The following is a 26,012-nucleotide window of genomic DNA, read 5'->3' as shown; positions in this document are numbered from 1 at the left end:
GAAGGTTGATCGATTTGAAAATTTGATGATATGAGAAATGATAAGGACAACTTGGTTGTAAGGAAAACATTTGATTTTGCCTTGGATATTATTGACTACTCCGAACAATTGAGATCTCTTCAGAAATTTGAAATGTCTTCTCAGCTTTTCAAAAGTGGAACGTCTATAGGAGCCAGCACATGGGAGGCTCAAAATGCTGAAAGCAAAGCCGACTTTATCCATAAATTCAAGATTGCGGCGAAAGAGGCGGATGAAACTAGGTTTTGGGTCGAACTTTGTAAGGCTTCAAAGCACTATCCCGATCCGCAGAAATCATTATTTTCCGATATAAAATCGATAATCCGAATTATTTCTAAAATTATTGGTTCCAGTAAACGTGGCCAATTTTCAAATTAGCTCATTTTCAGATCATCAAATCAATACTATGTTGAACAAAGAAGGAATAGCAAAACGGATAGCCAAGGAAGTTAAGGATGGTTACTACGTAAATCTGGGGATAGGCATTCCAACTTTGGTGGCTAATTTTGTACGCAATGATATCAATGTGGAATTCCAAAGTGAAAATGGGGTATTGGGTATGGGCCCTTTTCCGTATGAGGGGGAAGAGGATGCGGATATCATCAACGCCGGAAAACAGACCATTACCACTTTGCCCGGAGCATCCTTTTTTGATTCGGCCACGAGCTTTGGGATGATTCGTGGCCAACATGTAGACCTCACTATTTTGGGTGCTATGGAAGTGGCAGAAAACGGTGATATTGCCAATTGGAAGATTCCCGGAAAAATGGTGAAAGGCATGGGAGGTGCCATGGACTTGGTGGCAAGTGCGGAAAATATCATTGTAGCCATGATGCATACCAACAAGGCCGGAAAATCAAAACTTCTAAAACGGTGTACCCTTCCACTTACTGGGGTAGGCTGCGTTACCAAGATAGTGACCAATCTAGCGGTATTGGAGGTAACCTCTAAGGGATTTAAGTTGCTGGAACGGGCACCAGGGGTGGATACAGAGGATATAAAGAGGGCCACTGAAGGTACTTTGATCCTTGAAGGCGATGTCCCAGAAATGGTACTTTAAAGTTCGCGATTATGAATAGATCGAGGCTAAGGAACGAAGCAGGATTGTTCAAAAAATTTTCGATTGTCAGCCTTGAATTTTCACTGGTGTTTCCAAGACTTTTTTAAAAGCCATGCTGTTCAACGAGGCATTTCATCGAAGAAAATGACCGTTCATCCTTTTCACAACATTTTGTAGAGACTTCACAACAATAGTTTCCATTTGGCAGGTCTCTAAAGTACCTTTACCAAACAAATCAATTCAAAAGTTTCAGACCCCAAATCTGACTTTTTTCAAAACCCACAAATCTATGGAAGCCCAAATTAACCATGCTCCGACCAAAGAAGAAATTCAAGTGTACAAAAACGATTTTTTTAGCGGTATTGTCATGTTGACCAAGAAACTATTTATGCTATAGCACTTTGGTAAAAATTCTAAAAAAAAGGAGCAGTTTAACCTACACTGCTCCTTTTCTTTTTTCTAATTTTGGGGATGGGCCCAAAACAAATGCATTTACTTCTTCAAAAATGCAACCAAAATGATTTGGATGAACTTGTTGAACTGTCCGTAAGAACATTCAAGGATGCCTTTGAAGCAGATAACGACCCAGAAGACTTTAAGGACTACCTCCGTACGGCATTTCATAGGGATACCTTATTGGCCGAGCTGCAGGACAAGGATATAAGCTTCTACTTTGTTAAGGTTAATACCGAGACGGCGGGTTATTTTAAGCTGAATGAAAATTTGGCTCAGACCGAAGTAAAGTCGGGTAATAGTATCGAATTGGAACGCATCTATGTTCTAAAGACCTTTCAAGGCTCAGGAATAGGGGCATGGATGCTTACCGAAATAAAGCGAATTGCCTCTGAAAAAGGGAAACACTTTCTTTGGCTGGGGGTATGGGAGAAGAACCATAAGGCTATTCGGTTTTATCAAAGGCAGGGATTTACAAAATTCGGGATCCATCCCTATTTCATTGGAAAGGATGAACAGACCGATTGGCTTATGCGGCTTGATTTGATTAATTTGGATTCTGAATAAATTCTTTCGAAATGAAGTATCCCAGCCTGATTCTGTTTTGTCTCTTTTCCCTGAGCACGCTTTTCGCCCAGAAGGACTATTATTTTCCGAAAAGAAATGATTTATGGGAAATCAAGGCCCCGACCACTTTTAAAATAGATGCAAGGAAACTTCAAGAAGTTGTAGATTTTGCCCAGAGGAACGAGTATTCGGGTTCAAGGGATCTCCGTATCGCCATTCTTAAAGGTTTTGAACGGGAACCTTTTCATGAAATCTTGGGCCCTACCAAAAAACGTGGCGGCCCGGCCGGAATGATTTTGAAAAACGGTTATATCATAGCCCAATGGGGGGACACAAAAAGGGTGGACATGACTTTTAGCGTTACCAAGAGCTTTTTGAGCACAGTGGCCGGACTTGCGGTGGATCACGGTCTAATCGCCCAAACCAGTGACAGGGCGGCAAACTATATCTGGGATGGCACTTTCGACGGGGAACACAATAAAAAGATTACATGGGAGCATTTATTGCAACAGAACTCCGATTGGTCAGGGGAACTTTGGGGAGGAAAGGATTGGGCCGACCGTCCGCCTCGGGAAGGCGATTTGGATGATTGGAAATTCCGAAAGCTCAATGAACCGGGAACCGTAATGGAATACAATGATGTACGCGTTAATGTGTTGGCCTACGCGTTGACCCATGTATGGCGAAAACCCTTGCCCATGGTACTTAAGGAGAACCTAATGGACAAAATTGGTGCTTCGACCACTTGGAGGTGGCACGGGTATTACGATGCATGGACAGAAATAGATGGTGTTCGGATGAAATCGGTTACCGGCGGCGGTCATTCCGGAGCAGGAATGTTTATTAGCACCGAAGACATGGCCCGCTTTGGATTGGTGTTTCTCAATAAAGGAAAATGGAAGGATCAGCAACTCATCAGCCAGGATTGGATAAAAAGAGCCATTGAACCCTCCAAACCCAATGTGAATTATGGTTTTATGTGGTGGTTGAACAAAAAAGGCAATCGACACTGGGAAGGGCTTTCGGAAAACATCTATTATGCCGCAGGTTTTGGAGGCAACTACATTGTCATTGACCAGGAGAACGATTTGGTGGTGGTAACGCGCTGGTTGGAGCCCAGTAAATTGGGTGAGTTTATGACTATGCTGAACACAGCTTTGAAGTAAGGTAATCTTATTTATTGAACGCGTCTTAGAATTTCGGTGGCCTTTTCCAGCGTATCTTCAGTTTTGGCAAAACAAAATCGCAGCACTTTATCGTCCCGGTTATTCAAATTGAAGGAGGATATGGCAATACTCGCCAGTTTATAATCCACTATTAATCGCTTTGCCAAAACCTCGTCCGGCTCATCGGTTATTCCGGTATAGTCCAGCAACTGAAAATAGGTGCCTTGCGAAGGTGTAAACTTAAATTTGGAACCGGCAAGCCTACTTAGGAAATAGTCCCTTTTTTGTTGATAAAAGTCTTTCAGGGCCAAATAATGCACTTCATTTTTTAGGTACTCGGCCATGGCCCGTTGCACGGGATGATCTACACAGAAAACGGCGAATTGGTGTGTTTTTCGGAATTCGTGCATCAGTGCGGCCGGTGCGGCGCAGTAACCCATTTTCCATCCAGTAACATGAAAGGTCTTTCCAAAAGAAGCACAGACAAAACTTCGCGAAGCCAAATCATCCAAACGGGAAGCGCTTTCATGTTCCTTCCCGTCAAAAACAATATGCTCGTATACCTCATCGCTGACTAAAATGATATCAGTATCCCGTAAACTTTCCTGAAGCTGTAGCATATCGGTTTTGGAGAAAATACGTCCACTGGGATTGTGTGGGGTATTGATGACCACCATTCGGGTCTTTGGGGTAATCCTGGCCCGAAATTCTTCCCAGTCCACATGATAGTCCTTCCCTTTCAGTTGTACAGGGACAGGAACACCACCGTTCACTTCAATGGCCGGCTCGTAACAGTCGTAAGCTGGCTTTAGCACAATGACTTCATCACCTGGATGGACAAACGCCGTAATCGCCGTAAAAATGGCCTGAGTGGCCCCAACGGTTACCGTAATTTCTTTTTCGGGGTCGTAACTTCGGTAATGTAGCTTCTCTATTTTCTCGGCGATGATTTCCCTAAGTCCATAGTAACCTTGCATAGCGGCATATTGGTTATGGCCGTGTAGCATGGCATCAGATACCAAATCCATTAGCTTTTTATCAGCTTCAAAATTGGGAAACCCTTGGGAAAGATCAATGGCCTTATGCTTTCTCGCCAGATTACCCACGGTTGTGAAAATGGTAGTTTTTGCATTAGGGAGTTTGGAAGGGATATCAGTCTTAAAAATAGCCATGGACAGGAGTGTTGCCTTAAAAATAGGCAATTTAGTACTTCCCTCCTGGGTAAGGGGCGATCTTTACTTTGGAGTTTGTAAAAATTTGTTGAGGTAGTGCTTATCTCCCTCGGCCAAAAGCTGTCTGGCCAAAGAGTTGTCAAAGGCTATTCGTAGAAGTTCTTCGATGGCCCTGGCGTTTGATTTCGTAAGACTATTTGTTCTATATACCACATCCCTGATAGTTGAAAAACTTACACCGGTAGCCGTGGCGACATTGGCAAAATCATCTTTGGTTGTGTTTCTTCTTAGGGTAAGCGATAATTTCTCGTTTATAGGTCTTCCGTATTCCTGATTTGTAAACATGGGTTGTAGTGTATTAGGGGGTTAATAAACTTATGGTGTTGCGATATATTAATTCTTTTCCCAATTATCTTCCAAAGCCGTGGTTTGAGCATTGCACAGTTCTGTTACGTATTTTGCTATATTTGTTTGTAAACCGTATACAAATAGTGTAATATAATTACGCTTTTCAACAAAATATGTAGGATTATTACACAATAATACAAACTTATGTTTATATTGAAGCAATTAAGGCGTAAAAAAAATATAAATCAGACCGATTTGGCCAAGGCCATAGGGGTAAGTTTGCGTACTATTCAGTTATATGAGAAAAAAGATGCCAATATTCCTATAAAAAACCTTACAAAAATTGCGCAATATTTTGATGTCAGTATTGCCGAACTGTATTCCCATGAGAGCGTAAATGAAACAGAAATGGAATATGATGCCACAGAGCAGCTGGGGAAAGGCCATACCATTGCCAAGTTGGCCCCGGGCAAATATTTGATTTCGGCTCCCTTGGTGCTCACCGAACAATACGGCAAATTCTCAAAGCTATATCCCAAAAAAGTATTTGTACATACTTTGCCCAGAATGGGATTTATTGTGGATCGTGTGTCTGTAGCACAATATATGGCCTTTGAAATTTCCAACGATTCGATGGATGATGGTTCTTTGAAAAGTATCCCGTTCAAGTCCATAGTTTTGGGTAAGTTAATACCCCATGAGAAGCTACAGGGCCATATACAGAACAATCCCGAAAGTCCTTCGATATTGGTATACAAGGGAAACGTAATGTGCAAGGTGATCGGCGATTACAATAGAAGGAACAAGACCGTGGTATGCAAAAGTCTTAAGGATTCCCCGGAGTATGCCGATTTTGAGATAAAGATTAAGGAGATAGAACAGTTGTATACCATTTTGGGGAAACAGACCGCCCAAATATGAAAATAAGGAGTCAACCAATAATTCTGATCTTGAACGAGTAGAGGTGCTGTGTTTTATTGAAGAAATACCAAGACTAGTTGGAAGAGCTTTTTACAGATTCCAAATGGGAAATAACTTGGTCTACACAGACTTCGAGCTCCTTTTTTATTTTACTCTCCCAAAAACGAAAGACAGTATACCCGGATTTTTTTAGTTCAAAATTTACCTCCTTGTCCCGTTGCATGTTACGTTCTATCTTGGCAATCCAAAATTCCCGATTGGTCTTTATTTTTGGCTTCCGTTCTTCCCAGTTATGGCCGTGCCAATATTCCCCATCGATAAAAATCACCGTTTTGTATTTTTTTAGGGCAATATCAGGTTTGCCGATTAATTTCTTGTAGTCTATTCGATAACGATATCCTGCTGCCCAGAGCGCCTTTCGAAAGGCTAGCTCGGGTTTGGTGTTCTTGCCTCGGATCTTCCCCATGATCTTGGAACGTTCCGGGGTAGTATAGAACCCTGATTCCTCATTGAATCGAGGCACCTTAATACGTTCTTCGGAGTAGTTTTCTGGCATGGTTTAAAAATACCAAAAGTGTGTTGGAAAGGAAAACATCCAGAAAATTTAACGAATCTTGCGACATTTGAACCTACCCGATTTTCTCTGTGAGAAACCCTTATTTTTAGAAAAAAATTTATGGGGCATGCAAAAAGGGAATCAACAACAGCTACTATATATCCATAGGATAAACAAGGTTGTGGAATATATCGAAAACAACCTGGATGCGGATTTATCCCTGGAAGAACTATCCAAAATTGCCTGTTTCTCGTCTTTTCATTTCCATCGTATTTTCTCGGCCCTATTGGGCGAGACCCCGAACGGTTACATAACCCGAAGGCGTATTGAAAAGATTGCCGGGCGGTTATTTTATCCAGGGAAGAGCGAATCATTGACCCAATTAGCCCACCAGTACGGCTTCAAAAGCATTTATTCCTTCTCAAGGGCCTTTCGTAAATTTTATGGAATGAGCGCTACCGAGTTTCAGAAAAAGGGGCAAAGCGAGTTCAGCAAGATTGGCAAAATCGAAAACAAGAAAGGAGAAAACAAAGTGTCTTTCCAGAAATACTTTTACAGCATGGATAATCTAAAAAACTGGTTACAAATGAAAACAAAAGTAGAAGTAAAGGAAATGCCTGAATTAAAATTGGTTCACCTAAGACATCAAGGAGCGTATTCCGAGATTGGAAAGACCTATGAAAAATTGATGGAGTGGGCCGGCCCCAGAGGGCTTTTAAACTTCCCTAAAACTAAAATGGTGGGAATCTATTATGATAGTCCCAGGGTCACCGATGAATCAAAAATGCAGTCCAGTGCCTGTTTGACCGTTGATAGGGATGTGGAGATAAACGGTGAAATAGGTAAACGTACCATTCCCAAGGGAAGGTTTGCGGTAGGGAGTTTCCAGATTAAGGTGGAGGAGTTTGAAAAGGCCTGGAATAGCATGACGCTTTGGATTCCGGAAAACAACTTTCAACTTAGGGAAGGCCATTACCATGAAATTTATCATAACAACGGCAAGCAACACCCCGAGGGATTGTTCTTTGTGGATATCTGTATCCCGGTCAAGTAAAATAAAAATGCGGGATTCCATCTGATGGAATCCCGCATTTGTTCTTAAAATTTGAAATGCTTTTATCCTTCTACGGAGGCACTCAAATATTCCCTATTCATACGGGCAATATTCTCCAAGGAAATTCCCTTGGGACACTCCACTTCGCAAGCACCGGTATTGGTACAGTTTCCAAAGCCTTCAAGATCCATTTGGCGTACCATATTCTGAACCCTTTCGGCGGCTTCCACCCTACCTTGTGGTAATAGGGCAAATTGGGAAACCTTGGCCGAGGTAAATAGCATGGCACTGGCATTTTTACAGGCGGCAACACAGGCACCACAGCCGATACAGGTAGCTGCATCCATAGCCTTGTCGGCAATATGTTTTTCAATCGGAATGGCATTGGCATCCACGGGATTGCCCGATGTATTTACCGAAATGTAACCCCCGGCCTGCTGAATACGATCAAAAGCGGTGCGATCAACGATCAAGTCTTTGATTACGGGAAAAGCTTTGGCCCTAAATGGCTCGATTACGATGGTATCCCCATCATTAAAGCTTCGCATATGCAGTTGACAAACGGTAATCAATCTATCCGGGCCATGCGGCTGTCCATTGATCATAAGCGAACAGGTTCCGCAGATACCTTCCCTACAATCATGATCAAACTCTACGGGTTCTTCCCCTTTGGCTACTAAATCTTCATTAAGGACGTCCAACATTTCCAAAAAGGACATGTCAGATTCCACATTATTCAAGGTATAATCGACAATTTTTCCCTTGGAATTTGCATCTTTCTGACGCCATATTTTTAGATATATTTTCATAACTAACTTTGCTTATTCGTCATATGTTTTCATTGTTGACATAGTTTTGTTAAACTATCAACTAACAACTGTTACCTATTTATAACTCCTTGTTTTCACTTTAATATTTTCATAGACCAAATCTTCTTTATGCAATTTGGAGTCTTTGGGCTCGCCGACGTACTCCCAAGCGGCAACATACTTGAAATTCTTGTCGTCACGTAAGGCTTCGCCCTCAGGGGTTTGGTACTCCTCCCGGAAATGCCCACCGCAGGATTCGTTTCTATGTAAGGCATCTTTGGCAAAGAGTTCGCCAAGCTCCAAAAAGTCGGCCACACGTCCGGCTTTCTCCAATTCTTGATTTTTATCGTCGGGCTTCCCGGTCACCTTTACGTTTTCCCAAAAATCTTTTCGCAATTCGGCTATTTCGGTAATGGCTTCCTTTAATTCTTTTTCATTCCTGGACATACCACATTTGTTCCACATAATCTTGCCCAATTTTTTGTGATAATAGTCCACGGAGTTTTCGCCTTTGGCTGACATCAACTTTGTAATTCTATCCTTGACCGCCTGCTCGGCGGCATCAAATTCTGGGGTATCCGTAGAAATGGGCCCTGTACGGATATCATCGGACAAATAATCACCTATGGTGTAGGGTAGGACAAAATATCCATCCGCCAAGCCTTGCATTAATGCGGAGGCTCCTAAACGATTGGCTCCATGGTCACTAAAATTGGCCTCTCCCGCCGCATAACAACCGGGAATGGTAGTCTGTAGGTTGTAATCTACCCAAAGTCCGCCCATGGTGTAATGGACTGCAGGATAAATCATCATCGGGGTCTCATATGGGTTCTCGTCAACGATTTTTTCATACATCTGGAAAAGGTTGCCGTACTTTGCGGCTACGATTTCCTTGCCCAATTTCCGTGTGGTTTCCTTATCCGGATCTTTGATACCGGAGGTATAGGCTTTTTCCTTCCCATAGCGCATAATGGCCGCCTCAAAATCGAGATAAACGGCTTCCCCTGTTTTATTGACCCCATGGCCCGCATCACAACGTTCCTTGGCAGCTCTTGAGGCAACATCACGGGGCACCAAGTTTCCGAATGCCGGATATCTTCTTTCCAAATAGTAGTCCCGATCCTCTTCTTTTAATTGGGTCGGTTTCAATTTGCCTTCCCGAATAGCCTGTGCGTCTTCCAAACGTTTGGGCACCCAAATCCTTCCATCGTTTCTTAGGGACTCGGACATCAAGGTCAATTTGGATTGATGGTCACCGGAAACTGGGATACAAGTGGGATGTATTTGTGTAAAACACGGATTGGCAAAGAATGCCCCTTTTTTATGGGCTCTCCAAGCGGCCATAACGTTGGCCCCCATACAATAGGTGGAGAGGAAGAATAGATTACCATAACCTCCACTGGCCAGTACTACCGCATGCGCTGAATGTCGTTCAATCTCCCCGGTGACCAAATTCCTGGCGATGATTCCGCGTGCCTTTCCATCGACTAGAACTAAATCCAACATTTCATGTCGGGTATAGGATTTTATCTTTCCCCTTTGAATTTGCCGGTTCATCGCGGCATAGGCGCCCAACAATAATTGTTGTCCGGTCTGGCCCTTGGCGTAAAATGTACGGGATACCAATACACCACCAAAGGAACGGTTGTCCAAAAGACCTCCGTATTCCCTAGCGAAAGGTACCCCTTGGGCCACACATTGGTCAATGATATTGGAAGATACCTCGGCCAACCGATATACATTGGCCTCCCGGGAACGATAATCGCCCCCCTTAACGGTATCATAGAAAAGGCGATATACACTGTCGCCATCGCCTTGATAGTTTTTAGCCGCATTTACCCCTCCTTGGGCCGCAATGGAATGAGCCCTTCTTGGGGAATCTTGATAACAGAAGGTCTTTACATTATAGCCAAGCTCGGCAAGGGTTGCCGATGCGGAGCCTCCAGCCAGACCTGTTCCCACTACAATAACATCAATGTTTCGTTTATTCGCAGGGTTTACAAGGTCGATTTCATTTTTATGTTTGGCCCATTTGTCGGCCAACGGTCCTGAAGGAATTTTGGAATCCAATACGCCCATAATTAATGTGTTATTGGGTTAAGGTGATGGTAGATAGCAATGAATGCAAATGCCAGGGGAACGACCACCGCAAATAGTTTTGTGAATGATTTGATGGCAGGAGTGTATTTATTGTTGACGCCCATGCTTTGAAAGGATGAGGCAAAGCCATGCCATAAATGAAGACTTAGCAGCACAAAGGATACGACATAGAGGATGGTCCGCCAAAAAGGAGCGAATTTTTCAACTGTCTCCGCATAATACCGGGTGGGATCTTCTGGGTTTGCCGCTACGTATTTATAGGCCATTTCATGAATCCAAAAATCATAAAAGTGAAGACCTAAAAAAGCCAAAATAACCAATCCCGAATAGATCATATTCCTGGAGACCCAAGGGGCGTTGGCACTACCTTTATATTTTACGTAACCTATGCCACGGGCCGCCTTGTTCTGCAACTCTAGGACAAAACCCATGACAAAATGGACAACAACCCCTGCAATCAATATGGGTTGCATAACAAATTGTACCAGAGGATTATATCCCATGAAATGGGACGCTTCATTAAAAAACTCTGGAGAAATAACGGAGGCAAGGTTGATGGTTACGTGTAGTACTAAAAAAATCACTAAAAATAGACCCGAAAGCGCCATCACAACTTTTCGGGCAATTGAAGACTTTATCAATCCACTCATTAGTAGCTGGTTTTAATGACAAATTTACTGTACAGGGGAGTTTTTAACAAACTTTCAACAATCCAATAATCCTTATTTAGAAGTATTATAAGTAAAGGTCAAAACCGTTTTAGGAGTTCTCCATATTAACCTTGATTTTAGGCTGAAATCTTCAACAAAATCCTTTTTATCGAGAAGGGTTTTCCGTTGTTTGGAGCCTTAGTAGTCTAATTCTGGTTTGTTGGTTGCAGGACGGGGGCGTATTCCATTAGGTATTACCCTTGGATTGAGACCGGCTTATAATGACTTCCGGGGATTAAATAGATAAGATTATAAAAAAGTACGACTAGTTTTGTTACAAATACACCCTTCAAAGCCATATTAATTCTTGAGTGTTGGCGGAAGTCCTTTTTTTCCCCGATATTACAATCCTAAATACAATACCATACGATTCTTAAAATGGACATTGGACTTCTTTCCGTCAGTATGAATGTCTATTCAACCAAACGAATAGCCGAGGAGGCGGAAAAGCTTGGACACTACATTGAACTTATAGACCACACCAAATGCTCGGTAAAATTAGGTTTGGGCAAACCTCAGATCTATTTACGGGATGAAAACATTACGCAGGAATTCCATGCCGTTATTCCACGGATCGGGGCCAAAGTAACCCGTCATGGAGCCGCGATAGTAAAGCAGTTTGAAATGAACGGGGTGTTTAGTACTGCACGTTCCCTAGGCATTACAAGGGCTAGAAATAAAGTGCGAACCTTACAGATCATGGCCAGGAAAGGTATTCCGATACCCGAAACCTTGTTTTCCATAAACCCGGACAACATAGAGGAACAGATCAAAATTTTGGGAGGTACCCCTGTCATCATAAAACTACAGGAAGGCACACAAGGTTTGGGAGTAATTTTGGCAGAGACCAAAAAATCGGCCAAATCCATCATTGATACTTTTTACAAGATGGATACCAGTATCCTTATCCAAAAATATATAGAGGAATCCAATGGTGAGGATATACGGATTATCGTTATCGGGAACAAAGTGGTGGCCGCTATGAAACGAACCAGCGAAGTAGGTGAATTCCGATCCAATGTGCATCGGGGCGGTACCACGGAATCCATTAAACCTACGGCAAAGGAACAATTCATTGCCCTAAACGCTGCTAAACATTTGGGGCTTGGGGTAGCTGGAGTGGATTTGATTCGCTCAAAAAAGGGGCCTTTGCTAATTGAGGTCAATGCCTCCCCGGGATTACGGGGTATAGAGGCCGCTACAGGGATTAATGTTGCCCGGGAAATCATTTTATTTGTTGAGAGAAATGGACGTAGAAGAAGAAAATAGGGAAATCGTCGTCGGAGGTGAGAGCGTGGCCCCGGGGGAAAACAAGCTTTTAAAAATTAGTATTGATCGTTTGCCTACCGGTACCCTGATCGATATTCCCATATATGTCTTCAACGCCAAAAAGCCTGGCCCTGTGTTATTGGTACAGGCCGGGTTGCACGGGGACGAGATCAATGGTATAGAGATTGTTCGCCGTATGTTGAAGCAAAGGGAATTTAAGGTCAAGAAGGGTGCGGTCATCGCCGTACCCATACTCAACATTTTTGGTTTCATCCACTTTTCCAGGGATGTTCCGGATGGGAAAGATGTAAACCGAAGCTTTCCGGGTACAAAGACCGGCTCCATGGCCAGTAGGATAGCCTATCACTATGTCACGGAGATCATGCACCAAATGGATTTTGCCATTGACCTCCATACAGGGGGAGCCCAACGACATAATTTCCCACAGATTCGCTTTACCCAAGAGGATGGAAAAAGCAAGGATTTAGCGGAAATCTTTAACGCACCGATTTCCTTTGCATCGCGATTGATCAAAGGGTCGTTTCGAAATGCTGCTTATCGGATGGGAAAACCCACCATTGTTTTTGAGGCCGGGGAAAGTATGCGTTTTGATGATCATGCTATTTTGGAAGGTATGCAGGGCATCTTAAATGTGTTGAAACACTTTGGGATGATAACCAAAAGAGACCCCCTTTTTGTAGAACGTAAGGAGTCGATTCTTCTTAAAGATCGAAAATGGCTACGCGCACCTACGGCCGGAATGTTCATTCCAGAGATTATCAATGGTAGCGAATTAAAAAAAGGGCAATTAATGGGAATTGTAACGGACACCTATGCCAAACATACCAAGCGAATAAAGGCTCCTTTTGATGGACATGTCATTAGTGTGAATCATCAGGCCGTGGTCAACCAAGGGGATGCCTTGTTTCATTTGGGGCAAGGTGTTTCCTAACTACTTGTTGATCTACTGCCCAACTTGGAGCCAACCAATGATCGTACATTTCAAATAGGACTTACCCTAATGGCATATGCGGTGCCTTTCTTTAGGGCTAGCTCGATTCCTTCCAGAAGCTGTTTTCCTGTATAATTTGTAGTTGAACCGTAGGTAAGGTCTTTTACCTCGTAGGTTTCATTTGTATTTACGGTAAACCATTCAGGAAACTGGTTGATTCGTGGCCAATCAGCAGGCATTTTCATAATGGCCCGGTGTCTAGGGGCATCAAATCGCAATATCCCTTTCCAATCCGTATCTGCCTTAAGGCTAAGAATCACTCCGTCATCATCGTCAACGGCCCCAAATTTAATATCCGGTCGCCAGGGTTGAATGGTGGTGCCCTGGGTTTTCCATAGGCAATACATTATCGTGGTTCGGGCAAAATTACCATCCCCGTGCCAACCTTCTATAATCCCTGAGCCTTTCCATTTTTGGGCATTTTTTCGATGGCTGGAATCTTGTAGGGACCACATGACCTGAATTTCACTCTCGATCCAACCCCTTGTTGATAAAAGTGGTTCGCGGGCATATAGATTTAGGGCACCCTCGATGGCATCGGCATATCCATCGGAAGACCCGTTTTCCCAATCATAATTCCGGTATTTTTGATCGAGTATTTCAAGTGCTTTTACCGTGGCCTCCCTGTAGGCCTCAACGGAATCGATTTGAAATACGGTATAGAAACCATTTAGGGTATACCCAAAATTGTCCGCTGTTCCCTCCCATTTAACAGCTCCGCTTTTAGGATCGACCGCGTTGTAAAAAAGGCCGTCTTCATTTCGGCCTACAGCCAAAATCCGGTTGAGCATCTCATTGATATGGGGTCGATAGGTTTCTTTTTTTTCAGGGTCGGCTAAGCTTAATGTAGCATAAAGCTCACATAATCCGGATACAATTTCGCAACCGTGATCCCGGAGCCTGAGAATCTCAAAATCTCGCGTGGGATGTTGGTCTCCCAATAGATAATAATCTCCCAATCGTGTGGCCCACTCCAGATATTTCCCTTCCCCGGTCATCCAATACACCCGAGAAAGCACCTGCAACATTTCACCATTCAACTCCACATTTGGGGAAGGAATGTTTCCATGAGCCGTCTCTATCGGTGCATATTTCCAGATATCGTCCAAAATAGCAATCATCCTTTCGGACCAAGGGCTGGGGCCTAACCATTCGGTAAGCGGCAAAAGGCCATCTTTGATGTATTCCGAAGCCCCGAACAACAATTTGAACAAATCATATTCTTGGGTATCAAAACCTTTTTTGCGAAAAGAATAGGTGTCCGGTAGATTGCCAAGACGAGAGGTCAGTCGGGTCTCCGTATGCAACATATCCAGCATTCGTCCTCGGAAAAGGCTTGAGTCGGTCAAGGCGGTTGTTAAGACCATAAAAGGATAGTTGTCCGCAGCCGCATCCTGGGCGTTCCAGATATCCAAACTCTCGCCCAGATTTCTTGGGATAAGCCCAGTAGTGGAGTCCGCCTCGGCCAACCAATCCGTAACAAACCGTTGGCAACGTTGAAGACCTTCATTGGCCAATAGACCATTGATTTCTGCCTGCTCAAGGGCCAGACTATCCATTTTGGACAAGTGTCCCTGGTTTTGGGAGAGACGTGAACAGGACACTGTTAGGATAAGTGTAAGGCAGATAGCAAAATAATTTCTCATGGTCGTTCCAGTTGGCCTATACTATTCAATACTCTCTCCGCAATTGATCAATGTCTGATCCAGCGCCATTCCAATGAACATGGGATAGGACCAATTTTTATAACGTCCCCATACTTCACCGGCTATTTTCGGAAATACTTTTTCTTTGATTATCGGAATCAACGGGGCAGCTTTTTCCCCTAGGTTTCTCACATTTACGGCAATATGAAGCAGCACAACTTCATTTTCGGGATGTTGCAGTAAATCCTCCAAGATTCCCAATGCTTCTTTGGGTCGATTTAGTCTGTTGATCAAAATTTCCGCGGCCAACCCCCGATTGGGTTGCGAAGAATCATTTAATGCTGCCAGCAAATTCTCCCTTTGTGAGCTTATATTCCCCTCAAAGGCATCAATGGCGTTAAGTGCCCAAAACCGAACCGATGGATCCTGACTTTGAATGTACTTTTCCAATTGATCCAAATCCTGTATTCGGCCCACCAATTCCGCAACTTCCAATACGTGCTCCAGCCTGTATTGGCTAGTATCCCTTGCCGCTTCATAGACCGAACTATTTTCGCCTGATATCATCATTTGACCCTCTGCCATAAATCCAGTATCCCTTGTTTCAACGATATGGTGTTTCACCTGTTCATAAAGCTTGTTCTTAACTTCCTCATATTGAGGGTCATCGATCAGATTTTGCAGTTCATGTGGATCCTGTTGTAAATCATAGAGTTCTTCGGGTGCTTTGGGCTTAAACAATTTTAGGGATTCTTCCGAAAGTTCCCCTAGGTCCTTCACTCGGAAGAGTTCGTCATACGACCTTTTCCCCTTATTGAATATCTGCGCATTTTGAATATACGGTCTATGGGGAAGATAATTTCGGATATACAGGTATCTGCCATCAAAGACGGACCTGCTTACATCAAAGACATCATCCGCCCTATCCCGATAACCAAAAATATATTCCTTGTTTTGTGCATTTGGGCCCAGGAAATTCCTTCCTTCCATAATTTTAGGAGCGTCCCCCCCTGCAAGACCTAAAACAGTTGGGGCAAAATCCACAAAACCGACCATGGTATCCACATTTCCTGGACGAAGATTGGAAACCAAATGCTTGTATTTCTCCGGGGCATACAATACAAAGGGCACTCGTAGGCCTGTATCGTATAGCCACCTTTTATATCGGGGCAGCCCAAAACCGTGGTCCGAGAATATAAAAACGATAGTGTTTTCCAAGAGGTCATCCTCTTTCAGTTGGGCAATTAACCTGCCTACTTCCTGGTCAAAAACAGTGATGAGGTCGTACTGGTGTGCCAATATGCTCCGGAATTCCTCCGTATCCGGAAAATAGGGCGGAACCACCATATCCTTCGGATTGTGTTTCTCTTGTAACGACTCGGTATCCCCGGGAACAAAGGTATTGGCATGGCCCTCATGCGTAATCCCAAAATTAAACACACTAAAAAAAGGTTGCTCCTTTTCTCGGTTCCTCCAATGTGCTTCCCGGCCTAAATCATCCCACTTGCCATCCGGACTAAAATTATAATCCGTTTTGGCATTGTTGGAGGTATAATACCCTTTTTCCGACATGAGCTGGGGGAGAATTTTTAGGTCAGCAGGTATGGGGATGTCGGATCTTAAATTTTGTGTGCCGGTGCTCGTGGCATAAATTCCCGTAATCAAAGTGGCCCTTGCCGGTGCACATATGGGTGCATTGGAAAAGGCCTGGGTAAAAACATAACCGTTGTTTGCCAGTGCATCTATGTTCGGTGTCGTCGCCATGCTATCCCCGTAACAACCCCAAGCCGGGCTAATATCCTCTGCGGATATCCATAGGATATTGGGGGGGTCTATCGGCTCTTTTTTTTCTTGTTCACAGGAGGTGAAAAAAACAATAAGTAGAATGGTGGATAAAAGAACTCTCATAGATCGGTAGGTTTTGGAACAAGATACGAATAACCGGAATATCAGATGATTGAACGTTCTTCGTTTTGGGTGAAAAAATCCCTTATAGGGGTCAGGCCATGACCTAGATGCTTTTATAAAATATTGAATTGGATGGATTTCGATTTTTTCCCTTTTCTAATGAGAACATAATATTTACCCTTAAGAGGCTTTCCATTTCTATATTTTACATAAAAGTTTGATTTAGTAAAACCCCATCCCGGATACTCTCTCGTAATTGTTTGACTTAGTTTTATCGGAATTTTTAGATTTTTATGCCGTTCGGTACTGCTGATTATATTTCCTAAATGGTCATATTTAACATATAATGTGGAATGTAAGGATTTAATGACCACATCGTATGTCGATTTCTCACCCTTATTGTAAATGGCTAAAGAGGTTAGATTAAAATTAGCTGCTTCCCGCTGTATATCAACTATTTCCAATGGCTGCTCGTTTTGAGAGTTTTTCTTCAAATAGTCATTATTTCTAATGGTTTTCGCGTTAATCGATTTTAAAGGGGTAATTGTTTTTGGCATACCAAAATAGGATGCAACCAACTCTGCCTCTTGTCCTTTACTTATTTGCATATTTAGGATAATGCATAGAAAAACCGATGAAAAAATTATGCTTTTCATAATTTTTGATTTTTAGATTACTTGCCTTTAACGACTTATTCTCTTCCGAGAATTTGCTTTCCCGTGAATTCATATTGATTCCATTTAGGTAGTGGGTGAAACTGGGATGCCTGAGCATCCCTAAATAATCTTTCAAGACGATGTAGTTTATAAAAACTTTGACCTCCAACAATTTCCATGGCGAGACTTACCGTTTCTCTTGCCAAATCCGAAACATTGGTTTTAAAGGCTAACATATTTGCCGTGGACGCTTCTGAAGGTTTAAAATCCAAGTCATTGGTGAGTCCCAACATGGCTTTCCATTGTGCCTGCCCAGCTAGTAAAACATTATGCAACTGGCCAATACTATAGATCAAATGTTGCTGTCCGTTTTGTTGTGCACTTTTTATGGCTATGTTATTGGCTTCTTGGGCAATGCCCAAATAAGCCGCCATGATCAGGGGCATGGCTACCATTAAGACAATATTCCATACAGGGTGGAATTCATTTTGTTTTCGTATCAGGGCAATGGCAGTTTCCGGAATGAAGACTTCATCAAAAAGAATGGTTTGGGATCCCGTGGCTCGCATGCCCATTACGTCCCAGTCTTCCATTAGGGACACCCCCTTTTGTTTTAATGGAACCGAAAAGTGTAATACGGAGCGGTTCCCGTTCGAATCTTTAAAAATAGAACTCGTAATGGCAATGTCGCCCACAACAGATTGACTGGCAAAGTGTTTTTTGGCGGAGAACAAATAGCCTCCATCAAGTTTTGTAAGTTCTCCATTGGATCCTAACCAATCTTTGGCTCCGGTACTTACCAAAACCAGCTGACGTTCTGCTATTTTGGCAAGTGTATCCGCCCCTTCATTTTTATGTCTGTATTTCCAGACCGCTGCCGCCACCAAATGTTGGTGCATGGAAAATGCCAATGCCGTAGAACCACAATAACGCCCAATAATCCTTATAATGTTGCACATTTCGGAATATGAAACTCCACCGCCGCCCAATTCGACCGGAATTAAGGCAGAGAAATAACCTGCGGATTTTAAAAACTCATAATTTTCATGGACGAATGTGCCATTAATGTCATGTTGCATTGCTTTTTCGGCAAACGACTTTCCCAGTACATGGGTTTGTTGAATCCGATTTTTTGTTTGTGATGTTGTTGTTTCCATGGTATTGAAATTTGTTTACCATGCAAAATTGAACCAACTTTCCCAGGTACAGTTTTCTCAGAAGTTCAAATGATTTGTTCTGAAGTTCAGCCTAACCTATTGAAAAAGAATGGTATGGTTCCTATTTGTTTTTTGCAGCGCGGAATTGCTGCGGAGGAAGTTTATATTTTTCCTTGAACGTTTTGTTGAAGTGTGATGGGTTTTTGAACCCACTTTCATAACAGATTTCATTTATGGTTAGCGAGGAACGGGTAAGTAGTGCTTTTGCACATTCCAGACGCTTGTTCTTGATCCAATTTCCGGGAGTTTCATGGAAGTGCTCATTAAAGTCCCTTTTAAAAGTGGATAGGCTTCTACCACATAGTCTTGCGAACTCATCCAAGCTAAGATTATGCTGAAAATTTTTAAGCATGGTATATTCCAAGTCTGTTTTTTCGGTTTCCAAAAGAGAGCTCAGATACTTGGCCAAAGGTCTATTCCTTGGGTTTAAAATAATGTTGAACAGCAATTCCCTAAATTTAATTTCCACCAAACTCTTGGGAATACCCCCACTTTGTTTAAAGTAGTTAAAGACACTATAGATTAAGGAGCTAAACGTGTCATTGACATTAATTTCGAAAATCTGGCTGTATTCATTTTTCCCTGATGGAAGTTGTAATGAAGGATGCTCCTTAAGAAAATTGATGATGAAGTCATCGTTCATGAAAAAAAGTATGACACAAAAATCCACCTCAAAATATTGTCTCGTTGTATAAATACCCTTTCTTACAAATAGGGCATCCCCACCTTCTATTTGATAGGTCTTATTGGGAGCGATCCAATCCTTCTTCCCGCTTATTACATAATTAATGACATGCGAATCCGTGAACAATTGGAATTTTTCAACATCGATAGGGCACTTATATTCAACAAAAAGATAATTGTTACCTATAAGTTTGTTGAAGTTTGGATTGTTTCTAAAGTATTGTTGAATATCGACGATCACAACTAAAAATACGAAATATTCGGAAGTCGAGCTCTATATAAACTATGGAAACTAACGGTAACCATTGGCTCTAAACCTTTAGACCAAAAATCTATAGGACTTTTAGCATACGCAAAGGGATTAGCTATTGCGGTACTATATTAATTTTTTTATTACGGCTGTTGATTTTGTTTACACTCCATTCCACGGCACTTTCCAGGTCGGAAAACTGGTTGATGGAATTTTGAAAGAACATCCGCTCCAGGACTAGACTGGCAAAGCTACCCTGGGTACTGCCCACGACGGAATAAAAATCGAGTTGGTGCCTATTTTTGTAAAACTTTACCCAATCGGCAGGCACCACGGTATAGCTATTTATGCGGTTGGATATGTAAGCGATCGGTTGGTCTTCCCCAAATATTTCATGAGCGGCCTTAATGGCCTTTTTGGCCATTTTCCAATTGAAGAGGGCACCTTCCTTCATTTCGGAAATGACCAAGCCTTCGAAGTAATAGAAAACCCCGAATTCGAATTCCCGTATTTCCCGAATGTTCTTAAAAAAATCAAGGTCTCTTACACGTTTCATAGCAAAATTGACGTATGAGGTACAAAGGATAAATATAGTATTTTTTTTAGGTTTTCACTGCAAGGAAAAGAAGACCCATGGTTATGAAGTTTCTGACCCTTCATAAAGCTAATGCCAATCATTGGTATCCTCCTTTTTTGGTGAAGCATTTGAATCGATTTAATGATAAACATTAAAAGATGCGAATTACTTTTCCATATTGTTCAATTGAATACTCAAAGCCTTGGTGGATAATTGTACCTCTATCAAAGAAAGTAAAAGGGAAACCATTAAAAACACCAAACTGATACCGAAAATGATATTGGCCAGGATTTCTTGCTCTACATAAATCAGGAACATGGTAACTGCCGATAACAAAAAACTCACAATGGCACTGGCTTGCATGTTTTTTATAATCCCCAGACGTTTTCGTAATTGATGGATCTGTCTTTTTAACGGGGAAGAGGAAGATTCCTCAAATTGTTTGTGCAATTGACGAATTAGGGCGGCAATGGCCAAATAGCGCGCATTGTAAGCCAACATGGTCAATGAAATGGCAGGAAAAAGTAGGGCAGGAATACTTAGGGTCAATTGCATGATACCTTATTTTTTGAACGCCCTGGAACTGGATTTGTTTTCTGATGGAAAACCTATGGGAATTTCCTGTGTTACTTTCCCAGTGGCGGCCCATTCCGTGCCCCGTAGCATTGTGGTGATAAAACCGAGGCATTCCACGGAATAGTCGGCATGGCCCATGATGTTATGGAAGATCCGTCCTTGGCCATAGTCCAGTACCATTAGGGCAGGCTCATGTCGCCCAGAGCCCTTCATTTCCGGAGAGGCATAAGCCGTAGCCAAAATTTCCATTTTTTCAGCGGGACCACGTAGGCGTTCGTAGAGTTCATCCTTGGTATGTAGCCATTTGATCGGCATGTCCTTTGTTATGGGGTGTTCCGTATTTCTAACTTGGATAACATATTCATGTTGGGGCCCATGCGCCCCGGCTTTTCCGGGAGACGTATCCCGAACAAGCTCATCCTTATCGTTGAAATAAACATAGGGACCATCCTTTTCCGTTCGATCGCCCCAACCGCCAAGACCTATCATTTTGTTGTAGGCCTCCCATTGGGGAAAGGAGTTGTCAGCTGCGTGAAAGACCACCAAACCGCCCCCGTTTTCCATGTACTTTTCAAATGCTTTTTGGGTCGATTCCGGCCAGGGAGCAGCATTCCATCCAAAATTGGAAATAACAACATCATAGTCGGAGAAGTCGGGACTGAATTTGGGATCGGGTTTAGATTTCTCCAGAGCTGTAGTTTTTCCGATTCCGTCAATATGGAAATCTTCCAGATAGTCGTCGCCCTCCCAAGTATAAGCAGACCTAACCACATCTACTTTAAATAAACCGGCATCTTCCAAGTAGTACTTTAGCATAAAGGTAATTTTTGGCCATTGGTTGTGATTGTTTTGACCATCCACAATTAATACGTTGATCTTGTTGGCGTTTATTTCAGATGTATTTTGACAAACTAGGATACCGGAAGAAAAAAGGATACTAATAAGAAAAAGGATTTTTGGATATTGGGTTCTACTTCTCATTCTTTATTTTTTAATTGATATTTATCAGTTGTTTTGTGCTACTATGTTTTCAATGTTTACCATATACATTTGTCTTCCATCTCCATCATGGGTGGAATCAAATATGATCCATTTCCCATCAGAACTACTTTTGGGATGCAGATCGCAACGCCATTCTTTCCTAAACTTTTTGGGCATATAAAACTGACCCAAATTGAGCTTTTTTTGGGTGGGCACATGGTACAGATAAAGCGTCTGCAACCGCCTTGATTTGGAAGGATAGGTGTCATTTAAAATCCATTCATTTTCCGTACCCCGTACATAGGTGTTGTGTCCGTTTTCAATCATAATCCCTTTGCCAACGGGAACTATCTTGTTCGATTTATCCGTGAACAGGTAGAAACCTTCTGGATGTCCGTTTGGTTTGGTCCACATACAAAGTGTTTGATTGTCCTTCCAAATAAAATGCGAGGTATGGCCCGATGGATCCAAAAGATAGATATCGTTTCCATCCACATTTGCCGATACCATTCTTGTAACGAATCCACCTACAGCGCGATCCGCCCTATTTCCCAATTCCTTACGCCATCGATGTAAAAATACAAAACGCCTATCATCCGGACTAATGAGAATATGGTTGAAGTAATTCCAATAATCACGAAGGTCTTCGCTCGAGTTGGGAATGGCAGCCATTTCGGCTATGGACACCAGCATCTTTGTCTCTCCCGTCTTCAAATCTATCTTATATATACCGATTTTCTCTGGAGCTTTTACTTCGGCGTATGGATCTTCCACTCCGGGATATCCATAACCGGGGCGAAGATTCTGGATTCGGCTAAACTCCGTTCCGAGTGCAAAAGAACCATCATTGCTCAAGGTATAGATTGCTTTGGGAAGTGTTCGTTTCTTACCAGTTTTAACGTTCAGGATATGGCTCACAAATTTGCCTTCCTGTAGATCGTTCCAGATAATTTCGTGTTGAGAACCAGGAATCCATTGGAGCATACAACCTTGCTGCCATCCCCATGCCTTGGTCTGGCCAAGTGGTATCCATTTGTTATTTTCCTTAAGGTCTACCATTCCAATAATCAATGTATCCGTAATGGTTGGAGACCGATAGAACGTGTCCACCTTCATCCCTAGGACGTACCTTCCGCTTGGATCTACCTGCAATTTATCATAGTAGCCGAACCAATGCTGTTTGGGGCCTTGAGTGAGTTTTATAACCTCTGGAAAAGTGGACAAAGTGTCCGCAGCCGTAAGATGCACATTGTTGGGAATCACCAATTTTTCCTTGGCCCTTTTACAGTTTAACAATACCGCAATGGATAAGATCATACCAAAGTATATGCTTAATCTGCCGGTTGTTATTCTAAATTTCATCACAAGTTGAATACCCCTTACTTTGAATCTATAATTTCAAATTCCAAACGTTGGCTGTTCCCATTCCCCTCCAAAACTATGGCGTACCTTCCTTTGGGTAAATAGGTCTTTCCATTTTGGGCCTCCTTCAGCTCTTTTTTGTTTTTCTTCAGATAGGCTATTTTCCCGGATTTGGAAAAGGCCACATCATAGGAAAGGATGTTAAGGCCTTTATCCGCTGAAATATCCGTACTACTGATTGCTATATTATCTAATGTCCTTATGGTCGCCGAAAAAGTAGCCTGATCAGAACTGTAAAAAACGACGTCCAACCCAGGAGTAGTGGATTTCGACCAAGCCCCAGGCGAATTCCCCCAATTTGGGGAATGTGCAATAGGTTCAATTTCAAAAATATGCAGGTCTTTTTCCAACACTTCAGGTTTCAAGCGCTGCATATGGGCAATGTCCGCCTTGTAAATGCTCCTGCCATGGGTACCCACCAAAAGATGTTTGGCATTCGGCTGAATTACCAGATCATGTACAGCAACGTTTGGCATTCCGTTTTGAAAAGCCTCCCAAGATTTACCCCGATCAAAAGAAACATAAAGTCCATTATCGGTACCCACGAACAAAAGGTTCTCATTTTCCGGATCTTCAAGTAGTACATTTACAGGTGAAGCCGGAATACCTTTGGAAATATCTTTCCAGGTCTTGCCATAATCATCGCTTACAAAAACATAAGGGGTAAAATCGTCCCAGCGATACCCGTTCAGACTTACATAAACCCGTTCCTTTTTATGTTGGGAAGCAGCAACTCGGCTTATCCATAGATCTTTGGGAAAAGAACTGGATATATTTTGCCAACTACCGCCCCCATTTTTGGAAACATGCACAAGACCGTCGTCACTTCCGGTATACAACAGTCCAAAGGTGAACGGAGATTCTGAAATCGTAGTCAAGGTACCATAGGCAACGTTGCCTTTTCGCCCCCCTTGGGTAAGGTCTGCCGAAATAGATTCCCAATCATCTCCCTGGTTCATGGAACGATGTAGGATGTTGCTTCCCATGTATATGATATCCTGATTGTGAGTGGAAATTAGAATAGGGGTTTGCCAATTGAAACGGTAGGGAGGTGTTCCCAATTCGTGCTTGGGCATTATCCCGATTCGTTGATTTTTCTCCAGGTCCAAACGATAATAATTTCCGAATTGATAGCCGGTATACACAGTATTCGAGGTTCGGTTATCTATCTGTACTTGCATCCCGTCACCTCCCAAGATGGATTTCCACGGATACTGGCCCGTTTGATGCCAAAGACTGTTTTCCTCTGCATTGTGGGGCCCTTTCCAAACACCGTTGTCCTGCAATCCACCATAGATGTTATACGGCTCTTCATTATCCACATTTATGGCATAGAACTGCCCCACTGATGGGGAATTGTTTTTGATCCAATTTTCCCCGTCATCGTAGGAGATGTTTACCCCACCATCGTTCCCGTTGATCAGATGTCCGTCCCGGGCAGGATTTATCCAAAGGGCATGATGATCGGCATGTACGTTTTTGTTACTAATGGAAGTAAAGGTCTTGCCCCCATCTTCCGATTTTAATATGGGGACACCGCCCAAATAAATCTTTTCTTTTTCATTAGGATCCACCCTGATTTGGGCAAAGTAATACCCATAGCTATAGAAAAGGTCATCAATGTAGGTTTCGTTTTGCTTGGTCCAGGTCTTGCCGCCGTCATTACTTCTATAGACCTCTGCCCCGATTACCGGCGTGTCGAAAAGGAGCGCATTGGCATCTTCCAAATAGTTGGCCAGGTCAATCGGCTTTACCGACCCGCTGCGAATAAGTTGCTTTACATTTTCTGCCCTATACTTTTCCTGAAAGTTGTTCGTCTTTAGAAAATCATTGAGTTTTTGGTTATCCAGATTCAAAAAACGTTCAACGGACATGGTCTTAAAATCATCTTTGTCCAATTTGTCCGGTTTCTTTCTGGATTCCTTTGGTTTTTCGCGACGAAATTGGCTGTCGTGTACAGCATATATGACATTCCCATCAAAAACGGCCAGACCAATACGCCCCACTCCGTTACCCGTCGGAAATCCACTTTCGGGTGTCGAAACTTTATTCCAGCTAGTTCCCCCATCCGTGCTTTTGTAAATCCCCGAGGTGCTACCATTACCTGTAAAGTTCCAGGCCTTTCGGTCTTTTTGCCATGCCGCTGCATAAAGCGTATTGAAATTACCGGGGGTATGGGCCAAATCTATGATTCCTGTTTCATCATCTATAAAAAGGGTTTTTTGCCAAGATTTTCCCCCATCCGTGGTTTTAAATACACCCCGTTCGGCATTGGAAGAATATAGGTGCCCGGTAACGCCTACTACAACTTCGTCAGGGTTATTGGGGTTTAAAAGAATTCTTCCGATATGATGGGAATCGGCCAGGCCCATATGCCGCCAAGTTTGACCTTTATCCCCGGATTTAAGTATCCCGATACCTGCATATGAAGATCTCGATGCGTTGTTTTCACCTGTACCGACCCAAATAGTTCCCGAATTCCAATCTACTGCAATATCCCCTACATTTTGGGTCTCTGAGGAATCCAATACAGGGACAAAAGAAGTGCCATTGTTCTTGGTATACCAAAGTCCACCCGAAGCATAGCCCACATAAAACTCCATCGGATTTTCCGGATTCACATCCAAGTCTACCACACGGCCGCTCATTACGGAAGGGCCCACATTTTTCAAAGGAATGTTTTTTACCAATGAGCTCTTGATCATCTGATTTTTTTGCCGAAGGGCTTCCATAACATGTTGTGATGGAGTAGGAGAAAGCTGCCCAAAAATCGAAAAGTGACAAAGTAATAGGCCTGTAATTACAAATCCACGCATGAAATCCGGTATTTAAAAAATCACTTTGGGAAAGTTAAGGAAACTTCACCAGAAATGGTATTTA

The 26,012-nt window shown here is 42.7% G+C and carries 24 protein-coding genes; 8 read left to right on the top strand and 16 right to left on the bottom strand.

The window, feature by feature from the left end:
• Window positions 1-30: 30 nt before the first annotated feature.
• From ACO06Y_RS04640 to ACO06Y_RS04625, 4 genes are all read left to right on the top strand, one after another.
• Entirely contained in the window at window positions 31-396 is a 366-nt protein-coding gene (locus ACO06Y_RS04640) for a four helix bundle protein (RefSeq protein WP_422082664.1), read from the top strand.
• A gap of 28 nt (window positions 397-424) precedes the next feature.
• The gene (locus tag ACO06Y_RS04635; protein ID WP_422082663.1) at window positions 425-1,078 is read left to right on the top strand and encodes a CoA transferase subunit B; all 654 of its coding nucleotides are present in this window, start codon (window positions 425-427) and stop codon (window positions 1,076-1,078) included.
• Between the two features lie 486 nt (window positions 1,079-1,564).
• Complete coding sequence (locus tag ACO06Y_RS04630) at window positions 1,565-2,098, top strand: GNAT family N-acetyltransferase (RefSeq protein ID WP_422082662.1); 534 nt, start codon at window positions 1,565-1,567, stop codon at window positions 2,096-2,098.
• Window positions 2,099-2,109: 11 nt separating this feature from the next.
• On the top strand, window positions 2,110-3,264 hold the full coding sequence (locus tag ACO06Y_RS04625) for a serine hydrolase domain-containing protein (protein ID WP_422082661.1): 1,155 nt from the start codon (window positions 2,110-2,112) through the stop codon (window positions 3,262-3,264).
• A gap of 11 nt (window positions 3,265-3,275) precedes the next feature.
• Here the strand turns inward: ACO06Y_RS04625 and ACO06Y_RS04620 are convergent, their stop codons facing one another.
• Together ACO06Y_RS04620 and ACO06Y_RS04615 are read right to left on the bottom strand one after the other, a co-directional pair.
• Entirely contained in the window at window positions 3,276-4,436 is a 1,161-nt protein-coding gene (locus tag ACO06Y_RS04620; RefSeq protein WP_422082660.1) for a methionine aminotransferase, read from the bottom strand.
• A 63-nt stretch (window positions 4,437-4,499) separates the two neighbouring features.
• Window positions 4,500-4,781, bottom strand: a complete 282-nt coding sequence (locus tag ACO06Y_RS04615; RefSeq protein WP_422082659.1) for a hypothetical protein — start codon at window positions 4,779-4,781, stop codon at window positions 4,500-4,502.
• A gap of 207 nt (window positions 4,782-4,988) precedes the next feature.
• Between ACO06Y_RS04615 and ACO06Y_RS04610 the strand changes: the two genes are divergently transcribed.
• A complete protein-coding gene (locus ACO06Y_RS04610) occupies window positions 4,989-5,705 on the top strand; it encodes a helix-turn-helix domain-containing protein (RefSeq protein ID WP_422082658.1) in 717 nt (238 codons plus the stop codon).
• A gap of 73 nt (window positions 5,706-5,778) precedes the next feature.
• Here the strand turns inward: ACO06Y_RS04610 and ACO06Y_RS04605 are convergent, their stop codons facing one another.
• On the bottom strand, window positions 5,779-6,261 hold the full coding sequence (locus tag ACO06Y_RS04605) for a very short patch repair endonuclease (protein WP_422082657.1): 483 nt from the start codon (window positions 6,259-6,261) through the stop codon (window positions 5,779-5,781).
• 127 nt (window positions 6,262-6,388) lie between these two features.
• Between ACO06Y_RS04605 and ACO06Y_RS04600 the strand changes: the two genes are divergently transcribed.
• The gene (locus ACO06Y_RS04600; protein WP_422082656.1) at window positions 6,389-7,315 is read left to right on the top strand and encodes an AraC family transcriptional regulator; all 927 of its coding nucleotides are present in this window, start codon (window positions 6,389-6,391) and stop codon (window positions 7,313-7,315) included.
• A 62-nt stretch (window positions 7,316-7,377) separates the two neighbouring features.
• Here ACO06Y_RS04600 and ACO06Y_RS04595 read toward each other — a convergent pair whose 3' ends face one another.
• The 3 genes from ACO06Y_RS04595 to ACO06Y_RS04585 form a co-directional block, all read right to left on the bottom strand.
• Window positions 7,378-8,124 carry a succinate dehydrogenase/fumarate reductase iron-sulfur subunit gene (locus tag ACO06Y_RS04595; protein ID WP_422082655.1) on the bottom strand — a complete coding sequence of 249 codons (747 nt, stop codon included), beginning with the start codon at window positions 8,122-8,124 and terminating at the stop codon, window positions 7,378-7,380.
• Between the two features lie 75 nt (window positions 8,125-8,199).
• Window positions 8,200-10,203: a fumarate reductase/succinate dehydrogenase flavoprotein subunit gene (locus ACO06Y_RS04590; protein WP_422082654.1), complete on the bottom strand. Its 2,004-nt coding sequence runs from the start codon at window positions 10,201-10,203 to the stop codon at window positions 8,200-8,202.
• 2 nt (window positions 10,204-10,205) lie between these two features.
• Window positions 10,206-10,874 carry a succinate dehydrogenase cytochrome b subunit gene (locus ACO06Y_RS04585; RefSeq protein ID WP_422082653.1) on the bottom strand — a complete coding sequence of 223 codons (669 nt, stop codon included), beginning with the start codon at window positions 10,872-10,874 and terminating at the stop codon, window positions 10,206-10,208.
• 438 nt (window positions 10,875-11,312) lie between these two features.
• Between ACO06Y_RS04585 and ACO06Y_RS04580 the strand changes: the two genes are divergently transcribed.
• Window positions 11,313-12,203, top strand: coding sequence for a RimK family alpha-L-glutamate ligase (locus tag ACO06Y_RS04580; protein WP_422082652.1), 891 nt, complete (start codon window positions 11,313-11,315; stop codon window positions 12,201-12,203).
• Window positions 12,181-13,155: a succinylglutamate desuccinylase/aspartoacylase family protein gene (locus ACO06Y_RS04575; RefSeq protein ID WP_422082651.1), complete on the top strand. Its 975-nt coding sequence runs from the start codon at window positions 12,181-12,183 to the stop codon at window positions 13,153-13,155. The genes ACO06Y_RS04580 and ACO06Y_RS04575 overlap by 23 nt, the downstream gene beginning before the upstream one ends.
• A gap of 50 nt (window positions 13,156-13,205) precedes the next feature.
• Here the strand turns inward: ACO06Y_RS04575 and ACO06Y_RS04570 are convergent, their stop codons facing one another.
• From ACO06Y_RS04570 to ACO06Y_RS04525, 10 genes are all read right to left on the bottom strand, one after another.
• Complete coding sequence (locus tag ACO06Y_RS04570; protein WP_422082650.1) at window positions 13,206-14,861, bottom strand: hypothetical protein; 1,656 nt, start codon at window positions 14,859-14,861, stop codon at window positions 13,206-13,208.
• A gap of 21 nt (window positions 14,862-14,882) precedes the next feature.
• Window positions 14,883-16,769: a sulfatase-like hydrolase/transferase gene (locus tag ACO06Y_RS04565; RefSeq protein WP_422082649.1), complete on the bottom strand. Its 1,887-nt coding sequence runs from the start codon at window positions 16,767-16,769 to the stop codon at window positions 14,883-14,885.
• 113 nt (window positions 16,770-16,882) lie between these two features.
• Window positions 16,883-17,425 carry a hypothetical protein gene (locus tag ACO06Y_RS04560; RefSeq protein ID WP_422082648.1) on the bottom strand — a complete coding sequence of 181 codons (543 nt, stop codon included), beginning with the start codon at window positions 17,423-17,425 and terminating at the stop codon, window positions 16,883-16,885.
• Between the two features lie 35 nt (window positions 17,426-17,460).
• A complete protein-coding gene (locus ACO06Y_RS04555) occupies window positions 17,461-18,582 on the bottom strand; it encodes an acyl-CoA dehydrogenase family protein (RefSeq protein WP_422082647.1) in 1,122 nt (373 codons plus the stop codon).
• A gap of 121 nt (window positions 18,583-18,703) precedes the next feature.
• Window positions 18,704-19,453, bottom strand: a complete 750-nt coding sequence (locus ACO06Y_RS04550; RefSeq protein WP_422082646.1) for an AraC family transcriptional regulator — start codon at window positions 19,451-19,453, stop codon at window positions 18,704-18,706.
• A 238-nt stretch (window positions 19,454-19,691) separates the two neighbouring features.
• Window positions 19,692-20,132 (bottom strand): hypothetical protein, encoded by a 441-nt coding sequence (locus tag ACO06Y_RS04545; RefSeq protein ID WP_422082645.1) that lies wholly within the window; start codon window positions 20,130-20,132, stop codon window positions 19,692-19,694.
• Window positions 20,133-20,318: 186 nt separating this feature from the next.
• Window positions 20,319-20,708 carry a DUF2721 domain-containing protein gene (locus tag ACO06Y_RS04540; protein ID WP_422082644.1) on the bottom strand — a complete coding sequence of 130 codons (390 nt, stop codon included), beginning with the start codon at window positions 20,706-20,708 and terminating at the stop codon, window positions 20,319-20,321.
• Window positions 20,709-20,714: 6 nt separating this feature from the next.
• Window positions 20,715-21,545 carry a ThuA domain-containing protein gene (locus tag ACO06Y_RS04535; RefSeq protein WP_422082643.1) on the bottom strand — a complete coding sequence of 277 codons (831 nt, stop codon included), beginning with the start codon at window positions 21,543-21,545 and terminating at the stop codon, window positions 20,715-20,717.
• 189 nt (window positions 21,546-21,734) lie between these two features.
• Entirely contained in the window at window positions 21,735-23,027 is a 1,293-nt protein-coding gene (locus ACO06Y_RS04530) for a hypothetical protein (RefSeq protein ID WP_422082642.1), read from the bottom strand.
• A gap of 62 nt (window positions 23,028-23,089) precedes the next feature.
• Window positions 23,090-25,948 carry a WD40/YVTN/BNR-like repeat-containing protein gene (locus ACO06Y_RS04525; protein WP_422082641.1) on the bottom strand — a complete coding sequence of 953 codons (2,859 nt, stop codon included), beginning with the start codon at window positions 25,946-25,948 and terminating at the stop codon, window positions 23,090-23,092.
• Window positions 25,949-26,012: the final 64 nt, after the last annotated feature.

Source organism: Ulvibacterium sp. (assembly GCF_965228935.1).
Lineage (GTDB): Bacteria > Bacteroidota > Bacteroidia > Flavobacteriales > Flavobacteriaceae > Ulvibacterium.
This window is presented reverse-complemented; position numbering and strand designations above follow the sequence as displayed.

Coding starts and splice junctions, on each gene's coding strand:
- ACO06Y_RS04590 (WP_422082654.1), bottom strand. CDS start 10,203: ATGGGCGTATTGGATTCCAAAATTCCTTCAGGACCGTTGGCCGACAAA.
- ACO06Y_RS04575 (WP_422082651.1), top strand. CDS start 12,181: ATGGACGTAGAAGAAGAAAATAGGGAAATCGTCGTCGGAGGTGAGAGC.
- ACO06Y_RS04570 (WP_422082650.1), bottom strand. CDS start 14,861: ATGAGAAATTATTTTGCTATCTGCCTTACACTTATCCTAACAGTGTCC.
- ACO06Y_RS04640 (WP_422082664.1), top strand. CDS start 31: ATGAGAAATGATAAGGACAACTTGGTTGTAAGGAAAACATTTGATTTT.
- ACO06Y_RS04545 (WP_422082645.1), bottom strand. CDS start 20,132: ATGAAACGTGTAAGAGACCTTGATTTTTTTAAGAACATTCGGGAAATA.
- ACO06Y_RS04605 (WP_422082657.1), bottom strand. CDS start 6,261: ATGCCAGAAAACTACTCCGAAGAACGTATTAAGGTGCCTCGATTCAAT.
- ACO06Y_RS04565 (WP_422082649.1), bottom strand. CDS start 16,769: ATGAGAGTTCTTTTATCCACCATTCTACTTATTGTTTTTTTCACCTCC.
- ACO06Y_RS04525 (WP_422082641.1), bottom strand. CDS start 25,948: ATGCGTGGATTTGTAATTACAGGCCTATTACTTTGTCACTTTTCGATT.
- ACO06Y_RS04610 (WP_422082658.1), top strand. CDS start 4,989: ATGTTTATATTGAAGCAATTAAGGCGTAAAAAAAATATAAATCAGACC.
- ACO06Y_RS04600 (WP_422082656.1), top strand. CDS start 6,389: ATGCAAAAAGGGAATCAACAACAGCTACTATATATCCATAGGATAAAC.
- ACO06Y_RS04540 (WP_422082644.1), bottom strand. CDS start 20,708: ATGCAATTGACCCTAAGTATTCCTGCCCTACTTTTTCCTGCCATTTCA.
- ACO06Y_RS04595 (WP_422082655.1), bottom strand. CDS start 8,124: ATGAAAATATATCTAAAAATATGGCGTCAGAAAGATGCAAATTCCAAG.
- ACO06Y_RS04585 (WP_422082653.1), bottom strand. CDS start 10,874: ATGAGTGGATTGATAAAGTCTTCAATTGCCCGAAAAGTTGTGATGGCG.
- ACO06Y_RS04555 (WP_422082647.1), bottom strand. CDS start 18,582: ATGGAAACAACAACATCACAAACAAAAAATCGGATTCAACAAACCCAT.
- ACO06Y_RS04580 (WP_422082652.1), top strand. CDS start 11,313: ATGGACATTGGACTTCTTTCCGTCAGTATGAATGTCTATTCAACCAAA.
- ACO06Y_RS04625 (WP_422082661.1), top strand. CDS start 2,110: ATGAAGTATCCCAGCCTGATTCTGTTTTGTCTCTTTTCCCTGAGCACG.
- ACO06Y_RS04615 (WP_422082659.1), bottom strand. CDS start 4,781: ATGTTTACAAATCAGGAATACGGAAGACCTATAAACGAGAAATTATCG.
- ACO06Y_RS04620 (WP_422082660.1), bottom strand. CDS start 4,436: ATGGCTATTTTTAAGACTGATATCCCTTCCAAACTCCCTAATGCAAAA.
- ACO06Y_RS04635 (WP_422082663.1), top strand. CDS start 425: ATGTTGAACAAAGAAGGAATAGCAAAACGGATAGCCAAGGAAGTTAAG.
- ACO06Y_RS04535 (WP_422082643.1), bottom strand. CDS start 21,545: ATGCTAAAGTACTACTTGGAAGATGCCGGTTTATTTAAAGTAGATGTG.
- ACO06Y_RS04530 (WP_422082642.1), bottom strand. CDS start 23,027: ATGATCTTATCCATTGCGGTATTGTTAAACTGTAAAAGGGCCAAGGAA.
- ACO06Y_RS04560 (WP_422082648.1), bottom strand. CDS start 17,425: ATGAAAAGCATAATTTTTTCATCGGTTTTTCTATGCATTATCCTAAAT.
- ACO06Y_RS04630 (WP_422082662.1), top strand. CDS start 1,565: ATGCATTTACTTCTTCAAAAATGCAACCAAAATGATTTGGATGAACTT.